We start from the raw sequence: 25401 nt of genomic DNA, 5'->3' as shown, positions 1-25401 counted from the left end.
TACTATCCTTGATGACGTCTCCTAGTCCTACTTATTCTGTTTCATACCTGTATAAGTCATTAGATCATATATCTTCAATGCCTCGCCCACCTCCACACTAGACACCCGTAGACCCTTCGCCAGCGTAAGATTTGTATAAGAGACATGCTGCCGCCCGCCCCCACCGCCTCGGCGCTGACCAGCGATAATGAGGGCGTGGCAAAGGGCAGGCAGCGAAGCGGTGGACGAGCGGCGGCGCCGGGCCCGCGGAGTGCGCGGGTGGACGGCGGCACGGCGGAGCTGGAGCCGGACCGGGAACGGCCGGGCGCCTTCACCTTGCTGATCGACGGGGCTCCGCAGTCCCATGTGGACCTGGCCGACCCGGCCCACCTCGACTTCGCCTACCAGCGGCGCATCGGCCACCTCGTCGACCTGGCGGCCCCGGCCCGGCAGCCCGTGAACGTGGTCCACCTGGGCGGCGGCGCCTTCACCCTGGCCCGGTACACGGCGGCCACCCGGCCCCGGTCCACGCAGCAGGTCGTGGAGATCGACGCGGGCCTGGTGGCCTTCGTACGCGAGCACCTGCCGCTGGACCCGCAGGCGCGGGTGCGGGTCCGGTCGGTCGACGCGCGGGCGGGGCTGGCCAAGGTGCCGGACGGCTGGGCGGACCTGGTGATCGCGGACGTGTTCAGCGGCGCGCGTACCCCGGCGCACCTGACGAGCACCGAGTTCCTGGACGACGTACGCCGGGCCCTGTCGCCCACCGGCTGGTACGTCGCCAACCTCGCGGACGGTCCGCCGCTGGCGCACCTGCGCGGGCAGATCGCCACGGCCGCGGCCCGGTTCGGCCGGCTGGCGCTGGCGGCGGATCCCGTGGTGCTCAGGGGGAAACGTTTCGGCAATGCCGTTCTCGTGGCTGCCGACCAGGAGCTCCCGGTCGCCGAGTTCACCCGCCGGGTGGCGAGCGACCCGCACCCCGGGCGGGTCCTGCACGGGCGGGAGCTCGCGGACTTCACGGGCGGCGCGGCGCCCGTCGCGGACGCCACGGCGGTGGCCTCCCCGGCCCCGCCGCCTTCGGTCTTCCGGTGACGGCGTGAGCTGATCGGGTCGGCTTCTGAGGTGGTGCTGCCGTCTGAGCCGGTACTGACGTCTCAGATGGTGCGGTCGTCGAGCTCGACGGCCGGGGCGTGGTCGTGCCAGGTGCAGAAGACCGAGACCTCGCGGTTGTCGCGGGTGAAGGTGACCCGGATCCAGTAGGGCTGCTTCCAGACCTGCATCCGCCAGCCCGCCGCCGGCGCCGCCGAGACCAGCTCGGCCGAGGCCGGACCGAGGTCGAGGACGACCCGGCCGCCCGCGACCGTCCAGCCCTTCACACTGTCCGCGCTCCCGCCGGCCTGGCCCGGGCCGGACCGGCTACCGGACGAGGGCTTCGGGGTGCCCGGACCGGAGGACTGGGGCGAGGCGGACGGCGCGGCCGACGGGGACGCCGGCGACGCGGCCGGGGAGCCCGCCGAACCGGACGGGGCGGGCGGCGCGGACGGTTCCGAGCCGTTCGTCGAGGAGGACAGCGGCCGGGTGGTGAGCGGAACCGCCAGCGGGCGGTCGTAGGCCGTGCCGGACATCACCGTGTGCACACCCCACCAGGACAGCGTCACCGCCGCCCCGGTCGCCAGCAGCCAGGCGAACGCGTGTACAAGTCCTCTGTGCATGGAGGCACATACTGCACCACTCGTACCGGAGACCGCCCGGCACCTCCAGGCGTCCCCCGAATGGCGTACGGTGCGGGCCATGGCAAGTGTGCTCGTGGTCGAGGACGACCAGTTCGTACGTTCCGCCTTGATCCGGCACCTGACCGAGGCGTCCCACACCGTGCGGAGCGTCGGTACGGCCCTGGAGGCGCTGCGCGAAGTCGCCCACCACCGCTTCGACGTCGTCGTGCTGGACCTCGGACTGCCCGACCTGGACGGGTCGGAGGCGCTGAAGATGCTGCGCGGCATCACCGACGTCCCGGTGATCATCGCGACCGCGCGCGACGACGAGGCCGAGATCGTCCGGTTGCTCCACGCCGGCGCCGACGACTACCTGACCAAGCCCTTCTCCGTGGAACACCTCTCCGCCCGGATGGCCGCCGTCCTGCGCCGGGCCCGTTCGGCCGCCGGGGCCGAGCCGCCCTCGCGCGTGCTGCGGGTCGGCGGCCTGGCCATCGACCCGCTGCGGCGGACGGCCGAACTGGACGGGGCGGTACTGGACCTGACCCGGCGCGAGTTCGACCTGCTGGCCTTCCTGGCCGGGCGGCCCGGGGTGGTCGTGGCCCGCCGCGAGCTGCTCGCCGAGGTGTGGCAGCAGTCGTACGGGGACGACCAGACCATCGACGTCCACCTGTCCTGGCTGCGCCGCAAGCTGGGCGAGACCGCAGCGAACCCGCGCTACCTGCACACGCTGCGGGGGGTCGGGGTGAAGCTGGAGCCGCCGGCGTGAGCGTCGCACGCGTGGCCGGCGGGCCGCGGACCACGACGGCGGCGACCGCGGACGTGCGCCGCGCGGGTGGCCGTGACGAGGGCCGCTGCCGCGGCGGAGCGGGCCGAGCACGATGAGATGGGCCCTGGTGAAGGTGTGCCTGGCGGTCACCGCCATGGTCGTCGTGGCGTTCGCCGTGCCGCTGGGGCTGGTGGTCCAGGAGATGGCCAGCGACCGCGCCTTCTCCAACGCCGAGCGGCAGGCCGCCACGATCGGGCCGACCCTCTCCATCACCACCGACCCGCAACAGCTGCGCCGGGCCGTGGAGTCCACCCAGATGGGCGCCGCCGAGCGGATGGCCGTGCACGTGCCCGCGATCGGCGGCAGCGCCGCGGTGACCATCGGCCGGGCCCGGGCCGCGGACGGCGACGTGGCGCGCACGCGTGAGTACGGCCGGGCCACCACCGCCTCCGTCGCGGGCGGCGGCTCGGCGCTGCTGCAGCCCTTCGCGATCGGGTCCGGCGACATCGCGGTGGTCGAGATCTACGTGCCGGAGAGCGAGGTCAGCAACGGCGTCGCCACCGCCTGGCTGGTCCTCGCGGGCGTCGGGCTCGCGCTCGTCGTCGGCTCGGTCGCGGTCGCGGACCGCCTCGGGGCCCGGCTCGTACGGCCGGCGGAGCGGCTCGCCGACGCCGCCCACCAGCTCGGCGAGGGGCGTCTCGGCGCGCGGGTGCCCGAGGCCGGCCCCAAGGAGCTCCGCTCGGCGGCGGTGGCGTTCAACTCCATGGCGGACCAGGTCGTCGAGCTCCTCGCCAACGAGCGGGAACTGGCCGCCGACCTCTCCCACCGGCTGCGGACACCCCTGACGGTGCTGCGGCTCAACACCGCCTCGCTCGGGGACGGCCCCGCGGCCGAGCAGACCCGGGCGGCGGTGGAGCAGCTGGAGCGCGAGGTGGACACGATCATCCGTACGGCGCGCGAGCAGCGGCCCGCGAACCAGGGCATCGGGGCCGGCGCCGGCTGCGACGCCTCGGAGGTGATCCGCGAGCGGATGGACTTCTGGTCGGCGCTGGCCGAGGACGAGGGCCGCACGGTCCGGCTGGCGGGCGTGGACCGCACGGTACGGATCCCGGTCGCCCGGCCCGAACTGGCCGCCGCGCTGGACGCGATGCTGGGCAACGTCTTCCGGCACACCCCCGAGGGCACCCCGTTCGCGGTGGACGTCCACGACGCCGGGGACGCGGTGATCGTGCTGGTCTCCGACGGCGGCCCCGGCATCGCCGACCCGGACGCGGCGCTGCGGCGCGGCAACGACGGGGCGCGGGACGGCTCGACGGGGCTCGGGCTGGACATCGTACGCAGGGTCGCGGAGTCCACGGGCGGCGACGTACGGCTGGGGCGTTCGGTGCTCGGGGGGACCGAGGTGCGGGTGTGGATCGGGCTGGACGGGCGCAGCCGGCGCGGCGGTGCGGACGGCGGGCCGGGGCGCCGGGGGAGGCGCAAGCGGCGCGGGCGGCGTGAACGTGAACGTGAAGGTGGGGGTGAGCGCGGGGGTGAGCGCGAAGGCGTGCGTGGGGGCGAGCGTGGCGGCCAGAGCCGAACGAGTGTGTCCGAAAGGCGCGCCTCGTCCGGCAGCTGACCCCCGGTCGGTACGGTCCGGCGCGGGGACACCTTCATCTTCGGTGGCCTCCTCGCCACACTGGACACGATGCACCGGGGCGTGCCCGGCACCGGTTCGTGTGCCGGCACCGGACGAAGGGAACCCCCGTCATGCGCTACGCCGTCCTCGGCACCGGAATCGTCGGCCGCACCCTCGCGGCCAAGCTCGACTCCCTCGGCCACGACGTCGTCATCGGCACCCGCGACCCGGCCGCCACCCTCGCCCGTACGGAGACCACCCCGACCGGGGTCGGACCGTACGCGGCATGGCAGGAGGAACATCCCCGGGTGCGGCTGAGCACCTTCGCGGAGGCCGCCGCCCACGCGGACTGCCTGGTCAACGCGACGAGCGGGAAGGCCAGCATCGACGCGCTGACCGCTGCCGACGCGGCCCACCTGGACGGCAAGGTGCTGCTCGACGTCGCCAACCCGCTCGACTTCTCGCGCGGCTTCCCGCCCGGGCTGGACCCCGTCGACAGCGACAGCCTCGGGGAGCAGATCCAGCGGGCCTTCCCCGGGCTGCGGGTGGTCAAGACCCTGAACACCATGAACTGCCTGGTCATGGTCGACCCCGGCCGGGTCGCGGGGGAGCACCACGTGTTCCTGTCGGGGGACGACGCCGAGGCCAAGAAGACGGCGCGCGAGTTGCTGCACTCCTTCGGCTGGCCGGAATCGGGTGTGCTGGACCTCGGGGGCATCGAGACCGCGCGCGGCACCGAGATGCTGCTGCCCATCTGGCTCCGGCTGATGGGCGCGCTCGGGCACACCGACTTCAACTTCCACATCCAGGGCGCGGGCGGTCCGGGGGCGTGGGGCGGCCACTGACGGGTGGCCAGATGTTGCCGGTGCCCGGGACGCGTCGGACGGTGGTCGTGACGGAAGGAGTCACGCATGAGAGTCATGCTCCGGGCCCACATCGACACCCCCGCCGGCAACGAGGGGCTCAAGAGCGGGGCGCTGCCCCAGAGCGTCAAGAGGCTGGTGGACGCCGTCAAGCCGGAGGCCGCCTACTTCGGCCTGTCGGAGGGGGTCCGCACCTGCTGGATCGTCTTCGACCTCAACGACAGCGCTCAGATCCCGCCGCTCGTGGAGGACCTGTTCATGCAGTTCAACGCGGAGATCGAGGTCTCTCCGGTGATGGATCAGGAGGGGCTGCAGAAGGGGCTGAGCGCGATGAAGGCGACCGGCTGAGCGAGATGAAGGCGACCGGCTGAGCCGGGAGGCCGGTCAGGAGGACCCCGGGCCCGGCCGGGACGCCCGGACCGGGCCGGGGCGCCAGGACCGGGCCGGGGCGGCGGTCGCGTCAGAGCCGGCGGCGGGAAGGGCTTCAGGCGCCGGTCTCGCCGGAGGCGAGGCGACGGGCCTGGGCGCGGCCGACCTCGGCGGTGCGGTGGAGGTAGTCGGCGATGACGGAGAGCTCGGCGTCGGAGTAGGAGGCCAGGACCGCGCCGAAGGCCTGGCCGGGGGTCTCCCAGGCCTGCGCGATACGGGTGCGGGCGGACGGGGCGAGGGTCACGAGCGAACGGCGGCGGTCGTGCGGGTCGGCCCGGCGCTCGACGATGCCGGCCTTGACCAGGCGGTCGACGAGGCGGGTGGCCGAGCCCGAGGTCAGCCCGGTGAGGCGGGCGATGTCGCCCGTGCTGACCGGGCCGGGCTCCAGGTCGAGCAGGGCCACGCACTGCATGTCCGTGGGGTGCAGGCCCACGTGGTCGGCCATCGCCTGGTTGAAGACCGAGTACTCGGCGTAGTGCCGCTGGCTCTCGGTGACGACGCGCGCCAGCAGCTCCGCACGGCTCCATTCACCCGAACGGGCGAAATCGTTTGACATGGGCTTCTCCTTGCTTCAGATTTATCTGCGTAGCGCAGTAAATGTGTCACGCAGAATCTGCGTCAGGGAGATTGTAGCCGTGGCGCACCGTCCGAGGGAGCCTTCCATGTCCATCCTCGTCACCGGCGGACGCGGCGCCGTCGCCCGCGGCCTCGTCGCCCTGCTGACCGAGCGCGGGATCCCCTTCCGCCTCGCGTCCCGCGAACCCGGCACGCCCGGTGCGGTCCACTGCGACCTCACCGATCCCGCCACCTTCCCCGCAGCCCTCGAAGGCATCCGGTCCGTCTTCCTCTACGCCGAGGCGGCCGCGGTCGACGCCTTCGTCAAGGAGGCCGTCGCCGCAGGTGTCGAGCACGTCGTGCTCCTGTCCTCGTCCAGCGTGCTGGCCGGCGACGCCGCCGACAGCCCCCTGGCGGCCTCTCACCTCGCCGTGGAGAAGGCCCTGCTGGCCTCGCCGCTGCGCACCACGCTGCTGCGTCCCGGCGCCTTCGCGGGCAACGCCCGCGGCTTCGCCTGGGCCGTGAAGTCCGGCTCGCCCGTCAGGCTGCCGTATCCCGGCGCCTACTGCGACCCGGTCCACGAGGCCGACCTGTCCGAGGCGGCCTTCGCCGTCCTCACCGACCCGGCCCTCGGCGGCCGTGCCTACACCCTGACCGGACCGCGGACCCTGACGTTCGCCACCCAGCTGGCGGTCCTCGGCAGCGTCCTGGGGCGGCCCGTGCCGTACGAGACGGTCACACCCGAGGAGTGGAAGTCCGACGTGGAGGGATATATACCGGGCCCCTACGCCGACGCGCTCCTGGCCTACTGGGCCGCCCAGGACGGCCTCCCGGCGGAGGTCACCGACGCCGTCGAGCAGCTCACCGGCCACCCGGCCCGGACCTTCGAGACCTGGGCCGAGGAGCACGCAGCCGAGTTCTCCACCGGCTCCTCCAGCGGCTCCTCCACCGACTTCCTCGCCGGGTCCTCCGCCTGAGCGGCCGGAGCGGGCGGGCCATGCGCGAGCTGCTGGAGCACAGGGGGGACGTGGACGGGATCTTCGCCGCCTCCGACGTGACGGCGGCCGGGGCCTGCCGGGAGCTGCGCGCGGCGGGCCGCCGCGTTGGTGGTCCGCCAGTCCTCGCGACCGGTCGGCACCCGCGTGACCGGTCGGCACCCGCAAGCCGGGTCGGCGCCGACGCGACCGGTCGGCCGGTACGCAGAAGGCCCCGGTCCGCACGAAGCGGACCGGGGCCCTCCGACAGGGTGAGTGACGGGACTCGAACCCGCGGCCACCTGGACCACAACCAGGTGCTCTACCAACTGAGCTACACCCACCATGTCCGGTCGGTTTTCCGACCGGCCGAAGAAAAGGGTACAGGGTCCGGGAGGGTGCTCGCTCCCCCCTTTATCGCCACCCCTCCTCCGGGCCCGCTATTCCGCAGGCAGGACGTGCTTCGCGGCGATGGCCTTGGCCGTCTCCGAGTCCGGTCCGGGCTGCGGCACGAAGACCGCCTCGCGGTAGTAGCGCAGCTCGGCGATGGACTCCTTGATGTCCGCGAGCGCGCGGTGGTTGCCGTTCTTCGGCGGGCTGTTGAAGTACGCCCGCGGGTACCAGCGGCGCGCCAGCTCCTTGATGGAGGAGACGTCCACGATCCGGTAGTGCAGGTATTCCTCCACCGCCGGCATGTCGCGCAGCAGGAAGCCGCGGTCGGTGCCGACCGAGTTCCCGCACAGCGGCGCCTTGCCGGGTTCCTTCACGTGCTCGCGCACGTACGCCAGGACCTGGGCCTCGGCGTCGGCCAGGGTCGTTCCGCCGGCCAGTTCGTCGAGGAGGCCGGAAGCGGTGTGCATCGCGCGCACCACGTCGGGCATGGTCTCCAGGGCCGCGTCCGGCGGGCGGATCACGATGTCCACGCCGTCGCCGAGCACGTTGAGCTCCGAGTCGGTGACCAGTGCGGCCACCTCGATAAGTGCGTCGTCCGTCAGCGAGAGCCCGGTCATCTCGCAGTCGATCCACACCATGCGATCGTTCATGTGTCCCACCTTAGGGGCTCGGCGACGCAGCGGGTCCCCGCGCCGGCGACGGCCGGTGCGGGGACCCGCGGGTACTGCTGTGCGTGCCGACTACGCGTGGTCGCGCAGGTGCCGGCCCGGGGCGTAGAGCTCGGTGACCGTCGGGCCGGTCGCCGCCAGGGCCGCCGCGGCCCGCTGGGGCTGCGGAGTGCGCTGGTGCGGAACCGCGGACCCGGAGATCTCCGCGACCTCGGCCTGCGGCCGCCGCGCCCGGTAGGCGGAGCGGTAGGCCGCCGGGGAGGACCCCAGCTGCCGCCGGAAGTGCCCGCGCAGGGCGACCGGCGAGCGGAACCCGCAGCGCCCGGCGACCTCGTCGACCGAGTAGTCGGAGGTCTCCAGCAGCCGCTGTGCCTGGAGCACCCGCTGGGTGATCAGCCACTGGAGCGGCGCGCTGCCGGTCAGCGAGCGGAACCGCCGGTCGAAGGTGCGCCTGCTCATGTAGGCGCGGGCCGCCAGCGTCTCCACGTCGAACTGCTCGTGGAGGTGCTCCAGCGCCCAGGCGACGACCTCGGCGAGCGGGTCGGCGCCGATCTCCTCCGGCAGCGACCGGTCGAGGTAGCGCTCCTGGCCGCCCGTGCGCCGCGGCGGGACGACGAGCCGGCGGGCCAGTGCCCCGGCCGCCTCGCTGCCGTGGTCGGTGCGCACGATGTGCAGGCACAGGTCGATTCCGGCCGCGGTGCCCGCGGACGTCAGCACGTCGCCGTCGTCCACGAACAGTTCGCGCGGGTCGACATGGACGGACGGGTACCGCTTGGCCAGCGTCGGCGCGTACATCCAGTGCGTCGTCGCGGGCCGCCCGTCCAGCAGACCGGCGGCGGCGAGCACGAAGGCTCCCGTGCACAGTCCGACGATCCGGGCGCCTTCCTCGTGCGCCTGACGCAGGGCGTCGAGCGCTTCCGGAGGCGGCGGTGAGGTGATGGAGCGCCAGGCGGGAACGACGACCGTGCCTGCCCGGGCGATCGCCTCCAACCCGTACGGCGCGGTCAGTTCGAGCCCGCCGGTGGTCCGCAGCGGACCTTCCTCACCGGCGCACACGAGCAGTCGGTAGCGTGGAACTCCCGCGTCCTGCCGGTCAATGCCGAACACGGAGAGTGGAATGGAACTCTCGAAGATCGGACCGCCGCTGAAGAGCAGCACCGCGACAATCTCCCTGCGGCGGCGCCCCGCGAGCTTCCGGCCGGCGTCCGTGACGACGGCGGTGGAGTCCTGGCTCATGGCGCTAAGCCCCCCTTGGGTGTCGCGACTCCTTGGTCTGGTCGCACCTGCACGTTTCCCCTCGGCCTTGCACGTGTCCCCCGCCGTAAATACATGATCGAATCTACTGCGTCGCGTGGTGTCGGCGTGACAAGTTCAGCACGCACCGCAATGTCGACTTGGCAACTTGGCGAAAAGCATTCGATCAGGAAGCGTTCCACTCCGCGACCTTGGGGGGAAGTGCGCCGCGCGCGTGTGGCCTGTACGCATAGGGTCACCACGCACCCCTTCGGTCGTCGTCGCTGGTGGTAGCGGGATCGGGTGGGCATTCCGGCAGGGATTGCCACCGTCCGCGAAGTTGGCTGAAAACGTGCGGGAGCGGGTGTGCGAACCGGTCAGTCGTGCGGGGAGATCCCGCCCGAACCGTGGCAGCCGCGGTGCGCGCCGGTCCCGGTCCGGGAGTGCCGTCCGCGGTGCACGGAAGGGGCCTGCTCGGGGCCGCCCCCGCGGGCCGCGGCCCGCTCGGCCCGCTGCGTCCGCTCGGCGCGGCGCAGCATCACCCGGCACGCGGCGGTGACGGCCACCAGGCCCAGGGTCGCCACCGCGGCCCCGCCGAACGAGGTCCCGTAGACCACGAGCACCACCGGCACCAGCAGGCAGCTGAAGGCGGCCCAGCGCACCACGTCACCCGCAGGGTCGTCCTGCGGCTGCCGGCGCGCGGACCGCACGGACGGGTGAACGGAGTGGCGGGCGGGCCGGTGGGCGGACCGGGCGGGCGGGTGGACGGACGGCGTCGGCCGATCGTGCTGGCCGGGACGGACCGGATGACCGGACACGGCGGGCTCCCTCGCGGGCTCGTACCTGAAGGTCGGGCGCCTGGTCCAACGCGGTGCGAGGGGCCTCGGTCACTGTGCGCGGAGGTGGCCCGTCACTGCCTGTAGGGACCAGCGGCCATTGCCAAGGAGGCCCCTCTCCGGCATGCTCCCTGGGACGCTCTCCAAGGGCGGCAAGCCCTGTCCTGGACAGGAGTGTCGCCGTACCCTGGTGGGTAAGGGCTTGGGAAGATGCTTCCCGGACGTAAGCTCCGTCACCCTCCGTTGCCGAATACTGAGGACTCTTCGCCGAGACACCCATGGCCGGTCACGAATTTCCCGAACCCGCGGACCGCAAGCGCAAGCGCCTCGCCGACCCCGTGTCGTCCGACCTGCGCGCGGTGGAAGAGGCACGCCATCCCTGCGACCCGGCCTTCCGGCACGGCGTCGTGGTCGGCTTCGACGGCTCGACCTCCAGCGAGCGCGCCCTGGCCTACGCCATCGGCATGGCCCGTCGCTCCGGCTCCGGTCTGATCATCGTCCACGTCGCCAACCGGCTGCCCACCACCGTGTGGGCCGGCTGCGAGCCGCCCGTGTTCGTGGACGTGCCCGACCACCGCACCGAGGTGCTGGGCCTGGAGCTGGCCTGCGCCGACTATCTGGCCGAGGTGCCGTGGATCCTCGTGGAGCGCGGCGGGGACATCTGCCACGAGCTGGAGGAGGTCGGCCGCGAGTATTCGGCCGATGCCATCGTGGTCGGTTCCACGCACGGGATCGTGGGGCGCATTTTCGGCTCCGTGGCGGGCCGGCTCGCCAAGCGGGCACAGCGTCCCGTCGTTGTCATTCCGTGACCGTTCGATTGCTGATTGTGCGGTTGTGCACCCATGTGAAGGGTACATAAAAGTCGCTGGGTAGCAGCACAAAACAGCAGATCGAAGGGAGCCCCGCCGTGGACAACGACGTCGCCGCGGGAAGCAAGGCCTCGACTTCGACCCTGGGTCACCTGGCCCTCGGTCTCACCCTTCTCGCGTTCGGAATCGGCCACACCGGTGTGATCAGCGGCGTGTCCGCGGCGGATTCCGTTTCCCTCGCCACCTTCGTCGGCGGCATAGCCCTCTTCCTCCTCGGACTCCTCGAGTTCCGGGGCGGCAACGGCTTCAACGGCACCGCCTTCGCCGGCCTCGGCGCCTTCTGGTTCACCTGGGCCAGCGGAGCCGGGGACAAGGTCTCCGAGCACGCCGCCGGAACGTTTCTGGTGCTCTTCGCCATGCTCGCACTGACCCTCGCCGCGAGCGCGCCGAGCGGTCTGTTCAGCCAGGGCGTGTACGGCCTGCTCTTCCTGTCCCTCCTGGTGCTGGCCGTGGGCTCGTTCGCCGGTGTCGGCGGGCTGGCGAAGGCCGGGGGCTGGGTGGCCGCCGTCGCCGGGCTGATGGCCTGGTACGGCACCACGGCCGCGCTCGCCAACTGGCCGGTCTCGCTCGGCCGGTCCGGCAGCCGGGCGGTCGCCGCGAGCTGACGCCCGCACCGCAGCCGCGCACAGCGCGCATACGCGTACGGCCCCTCGTGCACCAGGTGCACGAGGGGCCGTACGCGTAGCAGGGGGTCGTCCGCGGATGCGGGCGCCGCCGGGGCTACTCCACCGTGACGGACTTCGCCAGGTTGCGCGGCTTGTCGATGTCCCGGCCCATGGCCAGGGCGGTGTGGTACGCCAGCAGCTGGAGCGGGATGCCCATCAGGATCGGGTCCAGCTCGTCCTCGTTCTTCGGGACGACGATCGTGTGGTCGGCCTTCTCCTGCTCGCGGTGGGCGACCGCCAGGATCCGGCCGCTGCGGGCCTTGATCTCCTCCAGCGCCGCGCGGTTCTTCTCCAGCAGGTCGTCGTCGGGGACGATCGCGACGGTCGGCAGCGAGGGCTCGATCAGGGCCAGCGGGCCGTGCTTGAGCTCCGACGCCGGGTAGGCCTCGGCGTGGATGTAGGAGATCTCCTTGAGCTTGAGGGAGGCCTCCAGGGCGACCGGGTAGCCCCGGACCCGGCCGATGAACATCATCGACTTGGCGTCGGCGTACTGCGCCGCCAGCTTCTTGATGTCCTCCTCCTGCGCCAGGATCTCCTGGATCTGCGAGGGCAGCTTGCGCAGGCCCTCGATGATCCGCTTGCCGTCGGTGACGGACAGGTCCCGTATCCGGCCGAGGTGCACGGCGAGCAGCGCGAAGGCGACGACCGTGTTGGTGAAGCACTTGGTGGACACCACGCACACCTCGGGACCGGCGTGCACGTACACGCCGCCGTCGGCCTCGCGGGCGATGGCCGAGCCGACCACGTTCACCACGCCGAGGACGCGGGCGCCCTTGCGCTTGAGCTCCTGCACCGCGGCGAGCACGTCGTAGGTCTCACCGGACTGCGAGACCGCGATGTAGAGGGTGTCGGGGTCGACGACCGGGTTGCGGTAGCGGAACTCCGACGCCGGCTCGGCGTCGGCGGGGATCCGGGCCATGCCCTCGATCAGCGACGCGCCGATCAGGCCCGCGTGGTACGAGGTGCCGCAGCCGAGGATCTTGACCCGGCGGATGCCGCGGGCCTCGCGCGGGTCCAGGTTCAGGCCGCCCAGGTGCACGGTGCTGAAGCGGTCGTCGATCCGGCCGCGCAGCACGCGGTCGACCGCGTCGGGCTGCTCGGAGATCTCCTTGTGCATGTACGTGTCGTGGCCGCCCATGTCGTAGGAGGCGGCCTCCCACTCCACGGTCTCGGGCGTGGCGTTGGTCGTCGTCCCGCTGGTGGTGTACGTGCGGAAGTCGTCGGCCTTGATGGTCGCCATCTCGCCGTCCTCCAGGGTGACGACCTGGCGGGTGTGGGCGATCAGCGCGGCGACGTCGGAGGCGACGAACATCTCCTTCTCGCCGATGCCGAGGACGACGGGCGAGCCGTTGCGGGCCACGACGATGCGGTCGGCGAAGTCGGCGTGCATGACGGCGATGCCGTACGTGCCCTCGATGAGCTTGAGCGCCTCGCGGACCTTCTCCTCCAGCGTGGCGGCCACGGAGCGGGCGACGAGGTGGGTGATCACCTCGGTGTCGGTCTCGGACGCGAAGACGACGCCCTCGGCCTCCAGCTTGGCGCGCAGCTCGGCGGCGTTGTCGACGATGCCGTTGTGGACGACGGCGACCTTGCCCTCGGGGTCCAGGTGCGGGTGCGAGTTGGTGTCGCTGGGGGCGCCGTGGGTGGCCCAGCGGGTGTGGGCGATGCCGGTGGTGCCCGCGAAGCGCTTGGGGACGCGCGCCTCCAGGTCGCGGACCCGGCCCTTGGCCTTGACCATCTTCAGTGCGGCGGCCTTCGGGCTGTTGACGACGATGCCCGCGGAGTCGTACCCGCGGTACTCCAGCCGCTGCAGACCCTCCAGCAGCAGCGGTGCCACATCACGCTTGCCGATGTAACCGACGATTCCGCACATAGAGCTGAGCCCCTCCTGTTGTTCCCTGTCCCAGTGCCCGCCTGTCCGCCGCACGGCGGCCCGGCCCCTCAGCCGTACCCCGGCCCCTCAGCCGTAGACGATGCGCCGCAGCTGCCGCAGCGTGAGCTGCGGCGGTGCGACGGCGCGGTGCGGCAGCTCGGCCGCGATCCGCTCGAAGATGTCCGCGTTGACCGCCCCGCCCGACTGCAGTTCGCGGTGGCGGCGGCGGACGAACTCCTCGGTCGTCTCGTCGAAGTACGCCAGCACGTCCAGCACCACCCGGACGGCCTCGCCGCGCTGGAGCGCGGTGCTGCGCACCAGGTGGTCGACAAGATCGTCATGTGACGGGCGGCGGTCGAGCACCCGTAGATAGTGACGGTTAACGCCCCGGAACGCAAAGATCCTGCCCGGAATCGGGCAGGATCCCTCTGGTCTGGACCAGAGGAGCGTCATGGAGCGTGCCCCCTGGCGGCCCCCGGCAGCCCCCGACAGCCGCGCGGCGCCGGTCAGAAGCGGCGCAGCACGGCCTGCTTCGCGGCCGAGAACTCGTCCGCGGTCAGGACCCCCGCCTGGTGCAGTTCGCCGAGCTCCCGCAGTCGGCGCAGCAGTACGTCGTGGTCGTCGGCCGCCGGCTCGGCGGCGGGACCCGCCGCCAGCTCCCGCACCGGCGCCGCCTCGGCCGGGACGGCGGCGGGCGCGGCCGGGTGCGGCATGCGGACCAGCACGGCCGCCGCGACCAGCGCCATCAGCGGGTCCTTCTTGAAGCCGAAGAGCTCCACGGCGTGCGGGTCGTACTTGGGGTCCGGGGCGGAGGAGGTGCTCGCCGCCAGGACGAAGCGCAGGTAGCCGTTCTCCAGCCCGGCCGCCGGGAACCACTCCACCGCCCGCAGGTCCTCCACCCGGAAGCTGCGCGACCCGCCGGAGCTCTTGGCCTCCTCGGTCTTCCAGTTCCATGACAGGGTGATCCGCGAGCCGTCGAAGGCGGCCGTGCCGTCACCCGCCCCCACCGTGAGCGGCACGGACGGGCCGGGCAGCAGGTACTGCGCCGCCGGCCCGGGGTCCACCTGGTCCAGCAGCAGCGCGTTGCGGACCTCGTCCACGAAGTACTCCGCGACCCCGGTCCGGTCCGTCTCCACCGTCAGCACGTACGGGTCCGAGGAGTCCGGCAGCCGCCCCGCCGTCACCTGGAGCAGTGGGTCCGCGCCGTCACGCAGCCGCAGCCGCAGCCGGCCGGACTTGCGCCCCGGCTCGAAGCTGATCCCCGCCACCGCGTGCAGCGGCACGGACACCGCGCCGAGCGTCTGCCGCAGCAGTCCGACCCCCTTGTCGCGGCCCGGCACGATGTGCACCGCGTCGCCGTCGAAGGTCCAAGTGCCGTCCTTCTGGATGATTTCCGCCATCCATCGATTCTCGCAAAGCCCTACGGGCGGGAGTTGGCCTATACCTGGGCAGCATGAGAGTCCTGCGCATGCTCGGCGCCCTGCTGGCCCTCGCGGCCACCCTCTCCTGCGCCGCGGCCGAAGGCGGCACCGACGATGCGAGACCCGGCGACCCGGACCTGCGCCGGGTGGCCGAACTCGCGCCCTACGAACGCGTGCTGCCCGCGCCCGCCATGGCGCAGAGCGGCGGCCCCGGATACCGGCTCCGTCCCGCCACGGTGATCCGTACCGCCCCGGGCGACGACGAGGTGGGCCGGATCGGCGAGCTGCTCGCCCGGCAGCTGCGCGGCCCCACCGGAGTGCCGCTGCCGGTCGTCGAGGGCGCCGGGGGCAGCGGCATCCTGCTGCGGATCGACAAGGGCGAGGACACCGAGGGGCTGGGGGAGGAGGGGTACCGGCTGGAGTCCACCCCGGCCGCCGTGACCATGACCGCCCGCACCCCCGCCGGCCTCTTCCACGCCGCGCAGACCCTGCGCCAGCTGCTGCCCGTGTCGGGGGCCGCCGCGGTGCCGGGCGGCCGGATCGAGGACCGCCCCCGGTTCGCCTACCGGGGCGCGCTGCTCGACATCGCGCGGCACTTCTTCACCGTGGAGCAGGTCAAGCGGTACGTCGACCAGCTCGCCCAGTACAAGATCAACACTCTGCACCTGCACCTCACCGACGACCAGGGCTGGCGCCTGGAGATCGAGTCCTGGCCGATGCTGGCCGCGTACGGCGGGGGGAGCGAGGTCGGCGGGGGCCCGGGCGGCGCCTGGACCATGGACGAATACCGCGAGCTGGTGGCGTACGCGGCCGAGCGGTACGTGGAGGTCGTACCCGAGATCGACATGCCCGGCCACACCCACGCCGCCCTCGCTTCCTACGCGGACCTGAACTGCGACGGGAAGCCCCGGGACCGCTACACGGGGACCAAGGTCGGCTTCAGCTCGCTGTGCGTGCGCAAGGCGAAGACCTACGAGTTCGTCGACGACGTCCTGCGCGAGGTCGCCGAGGCGACCCCGGGCCGCTACTTGCACATCGGCGGCGACGAGGCCCACTCCACGAGCGCGGCCGACTACACGGCCTTCATGGACCGGGCGCAGAAGGCGGTGGCGGTGTACGGCAAGCAGGTCGTCGCCTGGCACCAGCTGGCCGGGGCGAAGCCCGCGCCGGGAGCGGTCCTGCAGTGGTGGGGGCACGACCGGACGCCGGCGGCGGAGAAGGCGAAGGTGGCGGCGGCCGTGCGGGCGGGCCACAAGGTGGTGCTCTCGCCGGCGGACCGGGCCTACCTCGACATGAAGTACGACAAGAGCACCGGCCCGGGGCTGGTGTGGGCCGGGTACGTGCCGGTGCGGCGGTCCTACGCCTGGGACCCGGGCACCCACGTGTCCGGGGTGCCCGAATCCGCCGTGCTCGGCGTGGAGGCCGCCCTGTGGACGGAGACGGTCGACTCGGTGGTGGCCCTGGAGCACATGGCCTTCCCGCGGGTCCTCGGCCTCGCGGAGCTGGGCTGGTCCCCGGCCACCGCCCTGGACTGGGACCGCTACCGGCTCCGCCTGGCCGCGCAGGGTCCGCGCATGACGGACCAGGCCATCGGCTTCCACCGGGCCCAGGAGGTCCCCTGGCCGTGACATGCGACGAGTGGGGCGGTGGTCCGCTTCGCGGAATCCTGCGGCTCGCTCACGATCACGCGGCGTCGAGGGCGGCAAGAGTGTCGGACAGCCATGCGAGTTCGGCCTGGGAGGTCGCCCGGGCGATCGTCAGGATGCCGCTGCGGAACGGGTCGGTGATCTCCTCGGCGCGGAGCGGTCGGGTGTCGTCGTAGAAGAAGCTGGCGGGCTCTTCGAGGAAGGCGAGCCGGCGACGGAGCACGGTGGCCTGCCGGCCGGGGTCGTCGAGGTGGCGGAGGAAGGCCAGGACGGTGAACCAGCGGTTCTCGTCGCTGATGTCCAACTGCTCGGGCGCGCCCAGCCGTTCGAGCAGTGCCGCCCGCCCGGCCGGGGTGAGGTGCAGGGTGTGCCGGGGGGCGGCGGCCGATCCGGGCTCGGTCTCGCGGACGAGCAGCCCGCCGGCCTCCAGGCGCTTGATCGCCGGATAGAGGGTGCCGTCACTGATCGGGCGGACGTGGCCGGTGAGTGCGGCCAGGTGCCGGCGCAGCTCGTAGCCGTGCATCGGCCGGTCGTGGAGGAACCCGAGGATCGCGAGCTTGAGCATGGGCCCAGGATAACTCGATATCGCTATACCTCGTGATCGAGGTATCTTCAGGCTGTCTCGTCATCGAACGATCGAACAGAGGAGTCGGCCATGCGCCATGCCCCCGTGACGGAGAACGGCGACCTGATCCGCTGGGTGGAGATACCCGGCGTCGAGCCGGCCCGGCTCTACCTGCACGGACTCGGCTCCAGCTCGCCGGTGTACTGGGCTGCCGCCGCCGCGCACCCACTGCTGACCGGCCGCCGGTCGTTGCTGCTCGACCTTCTCGGCTTCGGCATCAGCGACCGCCCGACGGACTTCACCTACACGCTGGAGGCTCACGCGGATGCCGTGGCAGCCGCGCTGGACGCCGCCGAGGTGACGGGCGCCGAGGTCGTCGCGCACAGCCTGGGCGGTGCGGTGGCGATCCTGCTCGCCGCCCGGCACCCGCAGCTCGTCTCGAAGCTCGTCCTGGTGGACGCCGTACTGGACCCGGCGCCGCCGGTTCCCGGACCCGGCAGCAGCGGCATCGCGGCCTTCACCGAGGAGGAGTTCCTGGCCGACGGCTGGCGGCAGACCGAACAACGGGTGGGCCCCTTCTGGTGGGCCACGATGCGCCTGGCCGGACGCGAGGCCCTGTACCGCACCACGGTCCACCGGGCCCGGGGGACGACCCCCAGCCTGCGCGAGCACCTGATGGAGCTGCCCGTCCCCCGCACCTGCCTCCACCCGGCAGCCGACGGCACGCCGGCGGGCGCGGAGCGGCTGACGGCCTCCGGCGTAACGGTCCGGGCGGTCCCCGACTGCGGCCACAACATCATGTTCGACAACCCGGAGGCCTTCGCGCACGCGACCGCCACCGCGCTGGGCGACGGCTGAGGCATCTGCCCGCAGGGGGCGTGACCCTAGGCCCGGCCGCGGCGCCCGGGGGTCCGCTTCACCTCGTCCAGGAACGCGGTCCACGCCGCGGCGGTGGCGTGAATTCCGGGCCGGGCGGCGTCCTTGCTGTCGCGCACGGCCCGCCCGCCGTCGGCTGTCGCCGCGACCTCGACGCAGTTGCTGTTGGATCCGCTGTAGCTGCTCTTGTGCCAGTGCTGGGGCGTGTCGGACGACTCGGGTGTCTGGGTGCTCACTGTAGGGCGTCCTTCTTGGCGGCGATAAGAGACAGGGACTGATCGAACGGCAGTGCCGACGCGGTCAGCCTCTCGAATGCCTCGGCGTACCGAGACACGTCGTGCGGTTCCTCGATGTAGAGGCTGCTGTCCAGCTGTTCCAGCAGAGCCACATCGAGACCGGCCTGGCCGAAGCCGAGAACGGTGAACCCGCCCGCAGCACCAGGATGCAACTCAGCATCCAGTGGCAGTACTTGAATTGTCACGTGCGGGTACTCGGCCACGTCGAGAAGCCGCTGCATCTGGTCCCGCATGACGCCGACGCCCGGGGCGCGTGCGCTGATCGCGGCCTCGTGGATGATCGCCCGGAGTTTCAGCGGGCGCGGCCGGGTGAGCACGGACTGTCGGGCCATCCGCACCTCGACGAGGGGAGCGATCTCTGCCGGAGTGGCCGTCATGCTCAGCGCGTTGATGACAGCACGCGCATAGCCCGCCGTCTGCAGCAGCCCCGGGATCAACATCGGTTCGAAGGTGTTGAACGTCGAAGCGTCGTGTTCCAGGCTGATCAGGTCGGCGTAGACCGGGGTGAGGTCGTAACTCTGCCACCAGCCGCGCTTGCCGCCGTCCTTCGCCAGCGTGAGCAAGAACGCCCGGATGTCCGGATCCTCGAGCTGGTACGTGGACATGAGCTGTTCGACGTCTGCCGGCTTCGCGCCCCGTGTGGCGCTCTCGATGCGCGACACCTTGGAGGCGCTCAGTCCAGACTGCGCTTCGACTTCATCGAGGGTGAGCTTGGCTCCCTCCCGCAGTCGCCGCAGTTCGGAGCCGAGTCGCCGACGTCGCACGGTTGGCGCTGTCACGACCGCCCCTTTCTCCCACGCTGGGCCAAGTTTCCCTGGCTCCGGCCAGCGGGGCTACATGCTCGCACAGAGTCACCCACACGAAGGAAGCTCATTTGGCAAGATTGCCAATCCAGTTGTTCTGCTTGCCAGTTACTCGGATAGTGGCCAATCTGGATGGCAGAACGTACGCGGCGCATCGCTGCACGTGATCTTGCCGCGAACGCAAGGACCCCCGCGACCGTGCGACCGGTCCGGGGGCGTGGCCAACGCTTAACCAAGGAGCGTCAACGTGCTGCATTTTATCGGGCTGGTGTCACCGCTACAGCAGTGGTGGCGACGGCAGGTGCTCGTCCTCGCGACGTACGGGATCGACCTGGGTCCCCGGATCATCCACGGCCGGGTGGTGGTCCGGTGAGCGGCCAGGCGCGTGCGGACGAGGTGGTTCGGCGCTGGCAGAGGGATGCGCAGTGTGTCGGGCTCGCGCGGGCGGAGTTGCGTAAGGCGCTGGCCGGGTGGGGGCTCGGTGCGCTGGAGGACGATGCCCTGATCATCGCGTCGGAACTGGTGACCAACGCGGTGCGGCACGCCTTCGGGCCCACGGACCGGGAGATCGAGACCCGCTACGTGCGACTCGCGCACGGCGTACGGGTCGAGGTGCACGACGCGTGCCCGGCGCGGCCGGTGCCCGTGACGGCCGACACGGACGAGGGCGGCGGGCGCGGGCTGTGGCTTGTAGCCGCCCTCGCGGACAGGTGGGCCGTCGGGGAACGCAGCGGGCCCGGGAAGCGGGTGTGGGCGGAGATGTCCGTGAAGGGGATGTCGCTGTGACCGCCTGGCTGCTCACCCCCGACCGGACTGGCACCGGCGCGATCTACGAGGTCGAGTGCACCTCGTGCCACGCGGGGTCCGGCCCGGGCGACGAAGAGCAAGGCGCCGCCGTATGGGCGCTGCGCCACGCGCGGGGGACCGGCCACACCGGCTACCGCCGGATCGTGACCGACTTCCAACGGGCCCTGCGGCCGGAATAGAGGAGCGCGGCGGGGCCGCGGAGAGGGCCATGGGCTCCGCGGTCCCGCCGGGACGGGGGAGGGGGCGGGCGCGTGCCCCGAGGGACCGTAGTCGGAAAACGCGCGCCCGCCCCTTGATCACCGTCGCGCGTACGGCGCGACGGGGTTCTTGAGGGTGCCGACCAGTTGGAGGGCGGCGGACGGGTCCGCCAGGTCGACCATCTGTTGGTTGTTGCGGAGCTGGAGGCGGTTCAGGCAGGACAGCTGGAATTCGGGTGCGAAGAGGTCGTAGCGGGCGAAGCGGTCGGACAGGGTGGGGACCGAGGCCTGGTAGGTGTGGGCGCAGTCGGCCACCGCCTGCCAGAAGGTGTCCTCGTTGCAGATGCCTTCCGTCGCGAGGATCGAGCCGAGGAAGCGGAAGAAGCAGTCGAAGACGTCCGTGAAGATGGAGAGGAGCTTCATGTCCTCCGGGATGTCGGCGCGGATGCGTTCGACTGTTGGGGGGAGGACGGCGTCCGGGTCCATGACCACGATCTCCTCGGCTATGTCCTTGAAGATCGCCCGCTTCACCACGCCGTCCTCGATCACCAGGATGGTGTTCTCGCCGTGCGGCATGTACGCGAGGTCGTAGCGGTAGAAGCAGTGCAGCAGCGGCACCAGGTAGGCCCGCAGGTACGAGCGCAGCCACTCGGCCGGCGCCAGCCCGGACTCGGCGATCAGCGCGCCGGCGAAGGAGCGGCCGTCCGCGTCCACGTGGAGGAGGGAGGCCATGGTCGCCAGGCGCTCGCCCTCCGCCAATGAGTTCACCGGGGACTCGCGCCACAGCGCCGCCAGCATCTTGCGGTACGGCGAGTAGCGGTCGGTCGCGCGCTCGTACTGGCCGTGGTGGTAGCCGATGGCCGCCCGCTCGCGGATGATCGAGAAGTCGACCGACCGGAGGATCTCGTCCGCCTCGATCAGGTCGTGCAGCCAGTCGTTGATCGCCGGGGTCGCCTCCATGTACGCGGCCGACAGGCCCCGCATGAAGCCCATGTTGAGGACCGAGATGGCCGTCTTCACGTAGTGCTTCGTGGGCGTGGTGGTGTTGAAGAAGGTGCGGATCGACTGCTGGGGGAGGTACGCGTCCTCGCCCTCGCCCAGGAGGACCAGGCGGCGGTTCGCGATCTCGGTGGCGAAGGTGACCGTGGTCTTGTTCCACCACTGCCAGGGGTGCACCGGGAAGAAGTGGTGGTCCGCCGGGTCCAGGCCGAGGCTGCGCAGCTTCGCCGCGAAGCCCTCGAACGCCGTGTCGCCCAGCTCCTCGCGCAGGAAGGAGTCGTGGTCCAGGCCCGCGCCGCCGGAGAAGACCGACACGTCCTTGTGGGCGGCGACCCACACCAGGTGGACCGGGCTCGCGGTCTCCGGCGCGTAGCTGAGGTACTCGTGGACGCCGAAGCCGAGCCGGCCGTTGTTGGCCACGAAGCAGGGGTGGCCCTCGGTCATGCCCGTCTCGATGTCCTGGAAGGAGGACTTCGCCAGGACGGCCGCGGGGACCTGCTCCTTGGTGTACTTGAAGGCCGAGCCGGCCAGGGTGGAGGAGAGTTCCTCCAGGTAGACCGGCAGCACCTCGGCGCTCAGGCCCAGGCTGTCCTTCAGCTCGATGTGGAAGTCGAGGGCGTCCAGCGGCAGCTCGGTGGCGCCCTGGAGGCGGGTGATCGACCGCTCGTCGACCGCCCAGTGGTCCAGGGCGTGGCGCGCGGCGGCGAAACGATACTCCACCGCCCCGTCGTCGCTTCGGACGGCGTAGCGGCCGTCCGCCAGCTCCTGCGGGACCAGCAGCCGCTCGTGGGAGAACTCGGCGAGGGCCTTGCGGACCAGGGCGCGGTTGGCGCGCTCCCACAGCTCGGGGGAGAGGTGGGCGACGGCGGCTTCGAGGCTCATGCCGACACCTCCGCGCTGCCTGCGGCGAAGACGCCGGTGGCGGCCTCGAAGCGGTCGCGGGTGCAGAAGGACAGCAGGGCGGTCTTCTCCGGCTTGCGGACCTCGCGCTCGGGGACGAAGCCGACGGCCTCGTTCAGGGCGTGCACGGCGGTGTTGCGGACGTCCGGCTCGACGACGACGCGGCGGGTCGCCGGGTCCTCGAACAGGGAGGCCATGACCGTGGTGATCACGGCGCGTGTGAAGCCGGACAGCGGGGTGCCGGTCGGGGCGACCAGGAAGTGCATGCCGACGTCGCCGGGCTCGGCGTCGTACAGGCCGACCAGTTCCAGCTCGCCCGGGTCGTATGTCTCCATCAGGAAGGCCGGCCGGCCGTCGTGCAGGCCGAGGTACGCGTGGTGGTGCTCGGCCGCCGCGATCTGCGCGTAGGCGCGCTCGACGTCGGGCAGGGAGGCGTCCTGCATCATCCAGAACGTCGCCTTGGGGTGGGTGACCCAGCCGTGCAGCAGCTCCGCGTCCTCGAACGGGTTCAGCGGGCGTATCGCGAACGTGCCGAGGACGTCGTCCCGGCGCGAGTAGAGGATCTCGGTGGTGCTCATACGAGGGTGCCTTCCGGGGCCGCGAACTGCTGGAACGCGATGGACTTCTCGACCTTGTAGTACTCACGGCCGAGCAGCTCGGCGACGATGTACGCGTTGCGGTACGCCGCCATGCCCAGGTCGGGCGATGTGATGGAGTGGTTGTGCGTCGTGCCGTTCTGCAGGTACACGCCGCGGCCGGTGACGTCCACGCTGTAGTTGCGGGCCGCGTCCAGGCGGCCGTGCCCGTCGAAGTTCAGCCGGTCGCGCACGGGGGCGAGGAACTCCGGGACCCGGTACGTGTACCCGGTCGCCAGCACCAGGCCCTCGGTGGCCAGGGTGAAGTCCCGCTCCTGCTCCTCCTGGCGCAGCCCCAGGGTGTAGGTGCCGGTGGTGGTGTCGTACGCGGCGCTGCCCAGGGAGGTGTTGGTCAGCAGCGTGGTCGGGACCCGGCCCGGGCTGCTGACGTTCTTCTGGTAGAGGAGATCGAAGATCGCGTTGATCAGTTCGCCGTCGATGCCCTTGAAGAGGGTCTTCTGCTGGGTCTCCAGGCGGTAGCGGGTCTCCTCGGGGAGGGCGTGGAAGTAGTCCACGTACTCGGGCGAGGTCATCTCCAGAGTGAGCTTGGTGTACTCCAGCGGGAAGAACCGCGGCGAGCGGGTCACCCAGTTGAGCCGGTAGCCGTGGGTGTCGATCTCGCCGAGCAGGTCGTAGTAGATCTCCGCCGCGCTCTGGCCGGAGCCGACCAGGGTGATCGACTTCTTCTTCTGGAGCTCCGCCTTGTGCTGGACGTACGACGAGTTGTGCAGGAAGTCGCCGCCCAGGCCGGCGCAGGCCTCGGGGACGTACGGCGGGGTGCCGGTGCCCAGGACCAGGTGGCGGGCCCGGTGGACTCCGCCCCGGTCGGTGCGGACCTCGTACAGGCCGGCCGGCTCGTCGTAGGTGACCTCGGTGACGGTCGTGGAGTACAGGACGTTGTCGAGGCGGTCGGCGGCCCAGCGGCAGTAGTCGTTGTACTCGGTGCGCAGCGGGTAGAAGTTCTCCCGGATGTAGAAGGAGAACAGCCGGTCCTTGTCCTTCAGGTAGTTGAGGAAGGAGAAGGGCGAGGTCGGGTCGGCGAGCGTGACCAGGTCCGACATGAACGGGGTCTGCAGGTGGGCTCCGTCCAGGAACATCCCCGCGTGCCACTCGAAGTGCGGCTTCGACTCGATGAAGAGGCCGTCCAGCTCCTCGATCGGCGCGGTCAGGCAGGCGAGCCCCAGGTTGAAGGGGCCGAGGCCGATGGCGATGAAGTCGTGGGTGTCACGAGGCGAAGACAAGGGATTCTCCCAGGTACTGCTCGGCGTGTGCGGCGAGGAGGTCGAGGACGGCGGCGATGTCGGCCGTCGTGGTCTGCGGGTTGAGGAGGGTGAACTTCAGGTACTGGTCGCCGTCCACCTTCGTGCCGGCCACCACGGCCTCGCCCGAGGCGAACAGGGCCTTGCGGGCGTGCAGGTTGGCCTCGTCGACCAGGTCCGGGCGGACCTCGCCGGCCGGCACGTGGCGGAAGACCAGCGTGGACAGCTGCGGCTGGACGACGACCTCGAAGCGGGGGTCGGCGTCGATGAGCTTCCAGCCCTCGGCCGCCAGCGCGCAGACCTCGTCGAAGAGCCGGCCGACACCGTCGGCGCCCATCACGCGCAGGGTCGTCCACAGCTTGAGCGCGTCGAACCGGCGGGTGGTCTGGAGGGACTTGTCGACCTGGTTGGGGATGCTCCCCCGTAGCCCTCCGGGCACGGGAGGTGCCCCCACCTCGACCTCCTTTGGGAGCGGGTTGAGGTAGTCCGCGTGGTACGTGGCGTGCGCGAGGGTGTCGCGGTCGCGGACCAGCACCGCGCTGGAGGAGACCGGCTGGAAGAAGGACTTGTGGTAGTCGACCGTGACCGAGTCGGCCAGCTCGATGCCGTCGAGCAGGTGCCGGCGGGTGGGCGAGACCAGCAGCCCGCAGCCGTAGGCGGCGTCCACGTGCATCCACGCGGAGTGCTCGGCGGCCAGGCGGGCGATCTCGGGCAGCGGGTCGATGGACCCGAAGTCGGTGGTGCCGGCGGTGGCGACGACGGCCATCGCGAACAGGCCCTCGCGCTCGCAGTTCTCCAGTTCCAGGGCGAGCGCGGCGGTGTCCATCCGCTTGGTGCGGTCGACCGGGACCGGGATCACGGCCTCGTAGCCCAGGCCCAGCATGGCGGCCGACTTCTTGACGCTGAAGTGGCTGACCTCGGAGGCGAAGATGCGCAGCTTGGGCAGTACTTCGGCCTTGGACGGCGTGTGCTCGCTGTTCTTCATCACCAGACGGCAGGCCTCGTCGCGGGCGAGCAGCAGGGCGTGGAAGTTGGACTGGCTGCCGCCGGAGGTGAAGACGCCGTCGGCGCCGGGGCCGAAGCCGATGCGCCCGGCGGTCCAGTCGATGAGCCGGCGCTCGATGAGCGTGCCACCGATGGACTGGTCCCAGGTGTCCAGCGAGGAGTTGACGGCCGAGAGCACGGCCTCGCCGAGCACGGCGGGGATGACGACCGGGCAGTTGAGGTGGCCGAGGTAGCGCGGGTGGTGGAAGTAGACCGCGTCGCGCAGGTAGACCTCTTCCAGCTCGTCGAGGACGGCGGCCGGGTCGTCCAGCGGCCGGTCCAGGTCGATGCCCGCAATGACGGGGGCGAGTTCGTCGACGGATATGCCCGTGTGGGGCTTGTCGGTGGACGCGAGTTTCGCGGCCACGCGTTCGACGCCCTCGGTGACGCAACGCCGGTAGTCGTCAGCGGTCGTCTCATTGAGCAGATGCGAACGCATCAACGGTTCCTCCGGGCAGGGAAGAGGCGGGGGTGACTGGTGATACTTAGGTTAGCCTAACCTAAGTTCCTACCCAAAACG

Annotated in this window: 28 protein-coding genes, 1 tRNA gene and 1 pseudogene; 14 read left to right on the top strand and 16 right to left on the bottom strand. The window is 71.5% G+C overall.

Annotated elements, in window-relative coordinates:
• The first annotated feature begins 144 nt into the window (after positions 1 to 144).
• Positions 145 to 1068: a spermidine synthase gene (locus GPJ59_RS06445; protein ID WP_219665454.1), complete on the top strand. Its 924-nt coding sequence runs from the start codon at positions 145 to 147 to the stop codon at positions 1066 to 1068.
• A 62-nt stretch (positions 1069 to 1130) separates the two neighbouring features.
• Here the strand turns inward: GPJ59_RS06445 and GPJ59_RS06440 are convergent, their stop codons facing one another.
• Positions 1131 to 1688 carry a hypothetical protein gene (locus tag GPJ59_RS06440; RefSeq protein ID WP_219665453.1) on the bottom strand — a complete coding sequence of 186 codons (558 nt, stop codon included), beginning with the start codon at positions 1686 to 1688 and terminating at the stop codon, positions 1131 to 1133.
• Positions 1689 to 1767: 79 nt separating this feature from the next.
• Between GPJ59_RS06440 and GPJ59_RS06435 the strand changes: the two genes are divergently transcribed.
• The 4 genes from GPJ59_RS06435 (at position 1768) to GPJ59_RS06420 (ending at position 5286) form a co-directional block, all read left to right on the top strand.
• Positions 1768 to 2457 (top strand): response regulator transcription factor, encoded by a 690-nt coding sequence (locus GPJ59_RS06435; RefSeq protein WP_219665451.1) that lies wholly within the window; start codon positions 1768 to 1770, stop codon positions 2455 to 2457.
• A 112-nt stretch (positions 2458 to 2569) separates the two neighbouring features.
• Positions 2570 to 4075: a sensor histidine kinase gene (locus GPJ59_RS06430; RefSeq protein WP_219665450.1), complete on the top strand. Its 1506-nt coding sequence runs from the start codon at positions 2570 to 2572 to the stop codon at positions 4073 to 4075.
• A 131-nt stretch (positions 4076 to 4206) separates the two neighbouring features.
• Entirely contained in the window at positions 4207 to 4920 is a 714-nt protein-coding gene (locus GPJ59_RS06425; RefSeq protein WP_219665449.1) for an NADPH-dependent F420 reductase, read from the top strand.
• Between the two features lie 66 nt (positions 4921 to 4986).
• The gene (locus GPJ59_RS06420; protein ID WP_219665448.1) at positions 4987 to 5286 is read left to right on the top strand and encodes a hypothetical protein; all 300 of its coding nucleotides are present in this window, start codon (positions 4987 to 4989) and stop codon (positions 5284 to 5286) included.
• A 136-nt stretch (positions 5287 to 5422) separates the two neighbouring features.
• Here the strand turns inward: GPJ59_RS06420 and GPJ59_RS06415 are convergent, their stop codons facing one another.
• Positions 5423 to 5923 carry a MarR family winged helix-turn-helix transcriptional regulator gene (locus GPJ59_RS06415; protein ID WP_219665447.1) on the bottom strand — a complete coding sequence of 167 codons (501 nt, stop codon included), beginning with the start codon at positions 5921 to 5923 and terminating at the stop codon, positions 5423 to 5425.
• A gap of 106 nt (positions 5924 to 6029) precedes the next feature.
• Here GPJ59_RS06415 and GPJ59_RS06410 point away from each other — a divergent pair, with 106 nt between their 5' ends.
• Positions 6030 to 6899: an NmrA family NAD(P)-binding protein gene (locus GPJ59_RS06410; RefSeq protein WP_219665446.1), complete on the top strand. Its 870-nt coding sequence runs from the start codon at positions 6030 to 6032 to the stop codon at positions 6897 to 6899.
• A gap of 14 nt (positions 6900 to 6913) precedes the next feature.
• Positions 6914 to 7027: pseudogene (locus GPJ59_RS37185) on the top strand (LacI family transcriptional regulator); the annotation flags it as partial.
• A gap of 140 nt (positions 7028 to 7167) precedes the next feature.
• Here the strand turns inward: GPJ59_RS37185 and GPJ59_RS06405 are convergent.
• The 4 genes from GPJ59_RS06405 to GPJ59_RS06390 form a co-directional block, all read right to left on the bottom strand.
• Positions 7168 to 7240: transfer RNA gene (locus tag GPJ59_RS06405), tRNA-His, on the bottom strand.
• Between the two features lie 96 nt (positions 7241 to 7336).
• A complete protein-coding gene (gene orn / locus GPJ59_RS06400) occupies positions 7337 to 7939 on the bottom strand; it encodes an oligoribonuclease (RefSeq protein ID WP_219665445.1) in 603 nt (200 codons plus the stop codon).
• A 90-nt stretch (positions 7940 to 8029) separates the two neighbouring features.
• Entirely contained in the window at positions 8030 to 9193 is a 1164-nt protein-coding gene (locus GPJ59_RS06395) for a helix-turn-helix domain-containing protein (RefSeq protein WP_219665443.1), read from the bottom strand.
• A 374-nt stretch (positions 9194 to 9567) separates the two neighbouring features.
• On the bottom strand, positions 9568 to 10008 hold the full coding sequence (locus tag GPJ59_RS06390) for a hypothetical protein (RefSeq protein ID WP_374200789.1): 441 nt from the start codon (positions 10006 to 10008) through the stop codon (positions 9568 to 9570).
• Positions 10009 to 10304: 296 nt separating this feature from the next.
• Between GPJ59_RS06390 and GPJ59_RS06385 the strand changes: the two genes are divergently transcribed.
• Positions 10305 to 10835 (top strand): universal stress protein, encoded by a 531-nt coding sequence (locus tag GPJ59_RS06385; protein ID WP_219665442.1) that lies wholly within the window; start codon positions 10305 to 10307, stop codon positions 10833 to 10835.
• A 98-nt stretch (positions 10836 to 10933) separates the two neighbouring features.
• On the top strand, positions 10934 to 11500 hold the full coding sequence (locus GPJ59_RS06380) for a GPR1/FUN34/YaaH family transporter (RefSeq protein WP_219665440.1): 567 nt from the start codon (positions 10934 to 10936) through the stop codon (positions 11498 to 11500).
• Positions 11501 to 11615: 115 nt separating this feature from the next.
• On the opposite strand, the gene glmS is transcribed toward GPJ59_RS06380, so the two are convergent.
• From glmS to GPJ59_RS06365, 3 genes are all read right to left on the bottom strand, one after another.
• Positions 11616 to 13433, bottom strand: a complete 1818-nt coding sequence (glmS, locus tag GPJ59_RS06375) for a glutamine--fructose-6-phosphate transaminase (isomerizing) (RefSeq protein ID WP_219665439.1) — start codon at positions 13431 to 13433, stop codon at positions 11616 to 11618.
• A gap of 87 nt (positions 13434 to 13520) precedes the next feature.
• Entirely contained in the window at positions 13521 to 13796 is a 276-nt protein-coding gene (locus GPJ59_RS06370; RefSeq protein ID WP_219665437.1) for a hypothetical protein, read from the bottom strand.
• A 143-nt stretch (positions 13797 to 13939) separates the two neighbouring features.
• On the bottom strand, positions 13940 to 14833 hold the full coding sequence (locus GPJ59_RS06365; RefSeq protein WP_219665434.1) for a DUF4429 domain-containing protein: 894 nt from the start codon (positions 14831 to 14833) through the stop codon (positions 13940 to 13942).
• 53 nt (positions 14834 to 14886) lie between these two features.
• On the opposite strand from GPJ59_RS06365, the gene GPJ59_RS06360 reads away from it, so the two are divergent.
• Entirely contained in the window at positions 14887 to 16482 is a 1596-nt protein-coding gene (locus GPJ59_RS06360; RefSeq protein ID WP_219665432.1) for a beta-N-acetylhexosaminidase, read from the top strand.
• A 55-nt stretch (positions 16483 to 16537) separates the two neighbouring features.
• Here the strand turns inward: GPJ59_RS06360 and GPJ59_RS06355 are convergent, their stop codons facing one another.
• Entirely contained in the window at positions 16538 to 17065 is a 528-nt protein-coding gene (locus GPJ59_RS06355) for a PadR family transcriptional regulator (RefSeq protein WP_219665430.1), read from the bottom strand.
• 90 nt (positions 17066 to 17155) lie between these two features.
• Here GPJ59_RS06355 and GPJ59_RS06350 point away from each other — a divergent pair, with 90 nt between their 5' ends.
• Entirely contained in the window at positions 17156 to 17923 is a 768-nt protein-coding gene (locus GPJ59_RS06350) for an alpha/beta fold hydrolase (protein ID WP_219665429.1), read from the top strand.
• A gap of 26 nt (positions 17924 to 17949) precedes the next feature.
• On the opposite strand, the gene GPJ59_RS06345 is transcribed toward GPJ59_RS06350, so the two are convergent.
• On the bottom strand, positions 17950 to 18177 hold the full coding sequence (locus tag GPJ59_RS06345; RefSeq protein WP_219665427.1) for a DUF397 domain-containing protein: 228 nt from the start codon (positions 18175 to 18177) through the stop codon (positions 17950 to 17952).
• On the bottom strand, positions 18174 to 19016 hold the full coding sequence (locus GPJ59_RS06340) for a helix-turn-helix domain-containing protein (RefSeq protein WP_219665426.1): 843 nt from the start codon (positions 19014 to 19016) through the stop codon (positions 18174 to 18176). The genes GPJ59_RS06345 and GPJ59_RS06340 overlap by 4 nt, the downstream gene beginning before the upstream one ends.
• Positions 19017 to 19287: 271 nt before the next feature.
• Between GPJ59_RS06340 and GPJ59_RS37175 the strand changes: the two genes are divergently transcribed.
• Genes GPJ59_RS37175 through GPJ59_RS06330 form a run of 3 tightly spaced genes read left to right on the top strand, consistent with a single transcriptional unit; the run spans position 19288 to position 20026 of the window.
• Positions 19288 to 19413: a hypothetical protein gene (locus GPJ59_RS37175; protein WP_258023957.1), complete on the top strand. Its 126-nt coding sequence runs from the start codon at positions 19288 to 19290 to the stop codon at positions 19411 to 19413.
• Positions 19410 to 19826 carry an ATP-binding protein gene (locus GPJ59_RS37170; protein ID WP_308120167.1) on the top strand — a complete coding sequence of 139 codons (417 nt, stop codon included), beginning with the start codon at positions 19410 to 19412 and terminating at the stop codon, positions 19824 to 19826. The genes GPJ59_RS37175 and GPJ59_RS37170 overlap by 4 nt, the downstream gene beginning before the upstream one ends.
• Positions 19823 to 20026: a DUF7848 domain-containing protein gene (locus tag GPJ59_RS06330; protein ID WP_219665423.1), complete on the top strand. Its 204-nt coding sequence runs from the start codon at positions 19823 to 19825 to the stop codon at positions 20024 to 20026. Before GPJ59_RS37170 ends, GPJ59_RS06330 begins: the two co-directional genes overlap by 4 nt.
• Before the next feature lie 117 nt (positions 20027 to 20143).
• Here GPJ59_RS06330 and GPJ59_RS06325 read toward each other — a convergent pair whose 3' ends face one another.
• Genes GPJ59_RS06325 through GPJ59_RS06310 form a run of 4 tightly spaced genes read right to left on the bottom strand, consistent with a single transcriptional unit; the run spans position 20144 to position 25320 of the window.
• A complete protein-coding gene (locus GPJ59_RS06325) occupies positions 20144 to 21925 on the bottom strand; it encodes an IucA/IucC family protein (protein ID WP_219665422.1) in 1782 nt (593 codons plus the stop codon).
• On the bottom strand, positions 21922 to 22521 hold the full coding sequence (locus GPJ59_RS06320) for a GNAT family N-acetyltransferase (protein WP_219665420.1): 600 nt from the start codon (positions 22519 to 22521) through the stop codon (positions 21922 to 21924). The genes GPJ59_RS06325 and GPJ59_RS06320 overlap by 4 nt, the downstream gene beginning before the upstream one ends.
• A complete protein-coding gene (locus tag GPJ59_RS06315; protein WP_219665419.1) occupies positions 22518 to 23819 on the bottom strand; it encodes a lysine N(6)-hydroxylase/L-ornithine N(5)-oxygenase family protein in 1302 nt (433 codons plus the stop codon). Before GPJ59_RS06315 ends, GPJ59_RS06320 begins: the two co-directional genes overlap by 4 nt.
• Positions 23803 to 25320: a pyridoxal phosphate-dependent decarboxylase family protein gene (locus tag GPJ59_RS06310; protein ID WP_219665418.1), complete on the bottom strand. Its 1518-nt coding sequence runs from the start codon at positions 25318 to 25320 to the stop codon at positions 23803 to 23805. Before GPJ59_RS06310 ends, GPJ59_RS06315 begins: the two co-directional genes overlap by 17 nt.
• Positions 25321 to 25401: the final 81 nt, after the last annotated feature.

This window comes from Streptomyces bambusae (genome assembly GCF_019400985.1).
GTDB classification, from domain to species: Bacteria; Actinomycetota; Actinomycetes; order Streptomycetales; family Streptomycetaceae; genus Streptomyces; species Streptomyces bambusae_A.
Note: the sequence above shows the minus strand (reverse complement) of the source record. Positions and strands in the feature narration are given on the sequence as shown.

What these genes read in the sequence shown, in the direction of transcription:
- GPJ59_RS06445 (WP_219665454.1), top strand. Translation starts at nt 145, where the DNA reads ATGCTGCCGCCCGCCCCCACCGCCTCGGCGCTGACCAGCGATAATGAG.
- GPJ59_RS06415 (WP_219665447.1), bottom strand. Translation starts at nt 5,923, where the DNA reads ATGTCAAACGATTTCGCCCGTTCGGGTGAATGGAGCCGTGCGGAGCTG.
- orn (WP_219665445.1), bottom strand. Translation starts at nt 7,939, where the DNA reads ATGAACGATCGCATGGTGTGGATCGACTGCGAGATGACCGGGCTCTCG.
- GPJ59_RS06430 (WP_219665450.1), top strand. Translation starts at nt 2,570, where the DNA reads ATGAGATGGGCCCTGGTGAAGGTGTGCCTGGCGGTCACCGCCATGGTC.
- GPJ59_RS06440 (WP_219665453.1), bottom strand. Translation starts at nt 1,688, where the DNA reads ATGCACAGAGGACTTGTACACGCGTTCGCCTGGCTGCTGGCGACCGGG.
- GPJ59_RS06310 (WP_219665418.1), bottom strand. Translation starts at nt 25,320, where the DNA reads ATGCGTTCGCATCTGCTCAATGAGACGACCGCTGACGACTACCGGCGT.
- GPJ59_RS06420 (WP_219665448.1), top strand. Translation starts at nt 4,987, where the DNA reads ATGAGAGTCATGCTCCGGGCCCACATCGACACCCCCGCCGGCAACGAG.
- GPJ59_RS06410 (WP_219665446.1), top strand. Translation starts at nt 6,030, where the DNA reads ATGTCCATCCTCGTCACCGGCGGACGCGGCGCCGTCGCCCGCGGCCTC.
- glmS (WP_219665439.1), bottom strand. Translation starts at nt 13,433, where the DNA reads ATGTGCGGAATCGTCGGTTACATCGGCAAGCGTGATGTGGCACCGCTG.
- GPJ59_RS06385 (WP_219665442.1), top strand. Translation starts at nt 10,305, where the DNA reads ATGGCCGGTCACGAATTTCCCGAACCCGCGGACCGCAAGCGCAAGCGC.
- GPJ59_RS06360 (WP_219665432.1), top strand. Translation starts at nt 14,887, where the DNA reads ATGAGAGTCCTGCGCATGCTCGGCGCCCTGCTGGCCCTCGCGGCCACC.
- GPJ59_RS06435 (WP_219665451.1), top strand. Translation starts at nt 1,768, where the DNA reads ATGGCAAGTGTGCTCGTGGTCGAGGACGACCAGTTCGTACGTTCCGCC.
- GPJ59_RS06325 (WP_219665422.1), bottom strand. Translation starts at nt 21,925, where the DNA reads ATGAGCCTCGAAGCCGCCGTCGCCCACCTCTCCCCCGAGCTGTGGGAG.
- GPJ59_RS06425 (WP_219665449.1), top strand. Translation starts at nt 4,207, where the DNA reads ATGCGCTACGCCGTCCTCGGCACCGGAATCGTCGGCCGCACCCTCGCG.
- GPJ59_RS06350 (WP_219665429.1), top strand. Translation starts at nt 17,156, where the DNA reads ATGCGCCATGCCCCCGTGACGGAGAACGGCGACCTGATCCGCTGGGTG.
- GPJ59_RS06395 (WP_219665443.1), bottom strand. Translation starts at nt 9,193, where the DNA reads ATGAGCCAGGACTCCACCGCCGTCGTCACGGACGCCGGCCGGAAGCTC.
- GPJ59_RS06320 (WP_219665420.1), bottom strand. Translation starts at nt 22,521, where the DNA reads ATGAGCACCACCGAGATCCTCTACTCGCGCCGGGACGACGTCCTCGGC.
- GPJ59_RS06365 (WP_219665434.1), bottom strand. Translation starts at nt 14,833, where the DNA reads ATGGCGGAAATCATCCAGAAGGACGGCACTTGGACCTTCGACGGCGAC.
- GPJ59_RS06355 (WP_219665430.1), bottom strand. Translation starts at nt 17,065, where the DNA reads ATGCTCAAGCTCGCGATCCTCGGGTTCCTCCACGACCGGCCGATGCAC.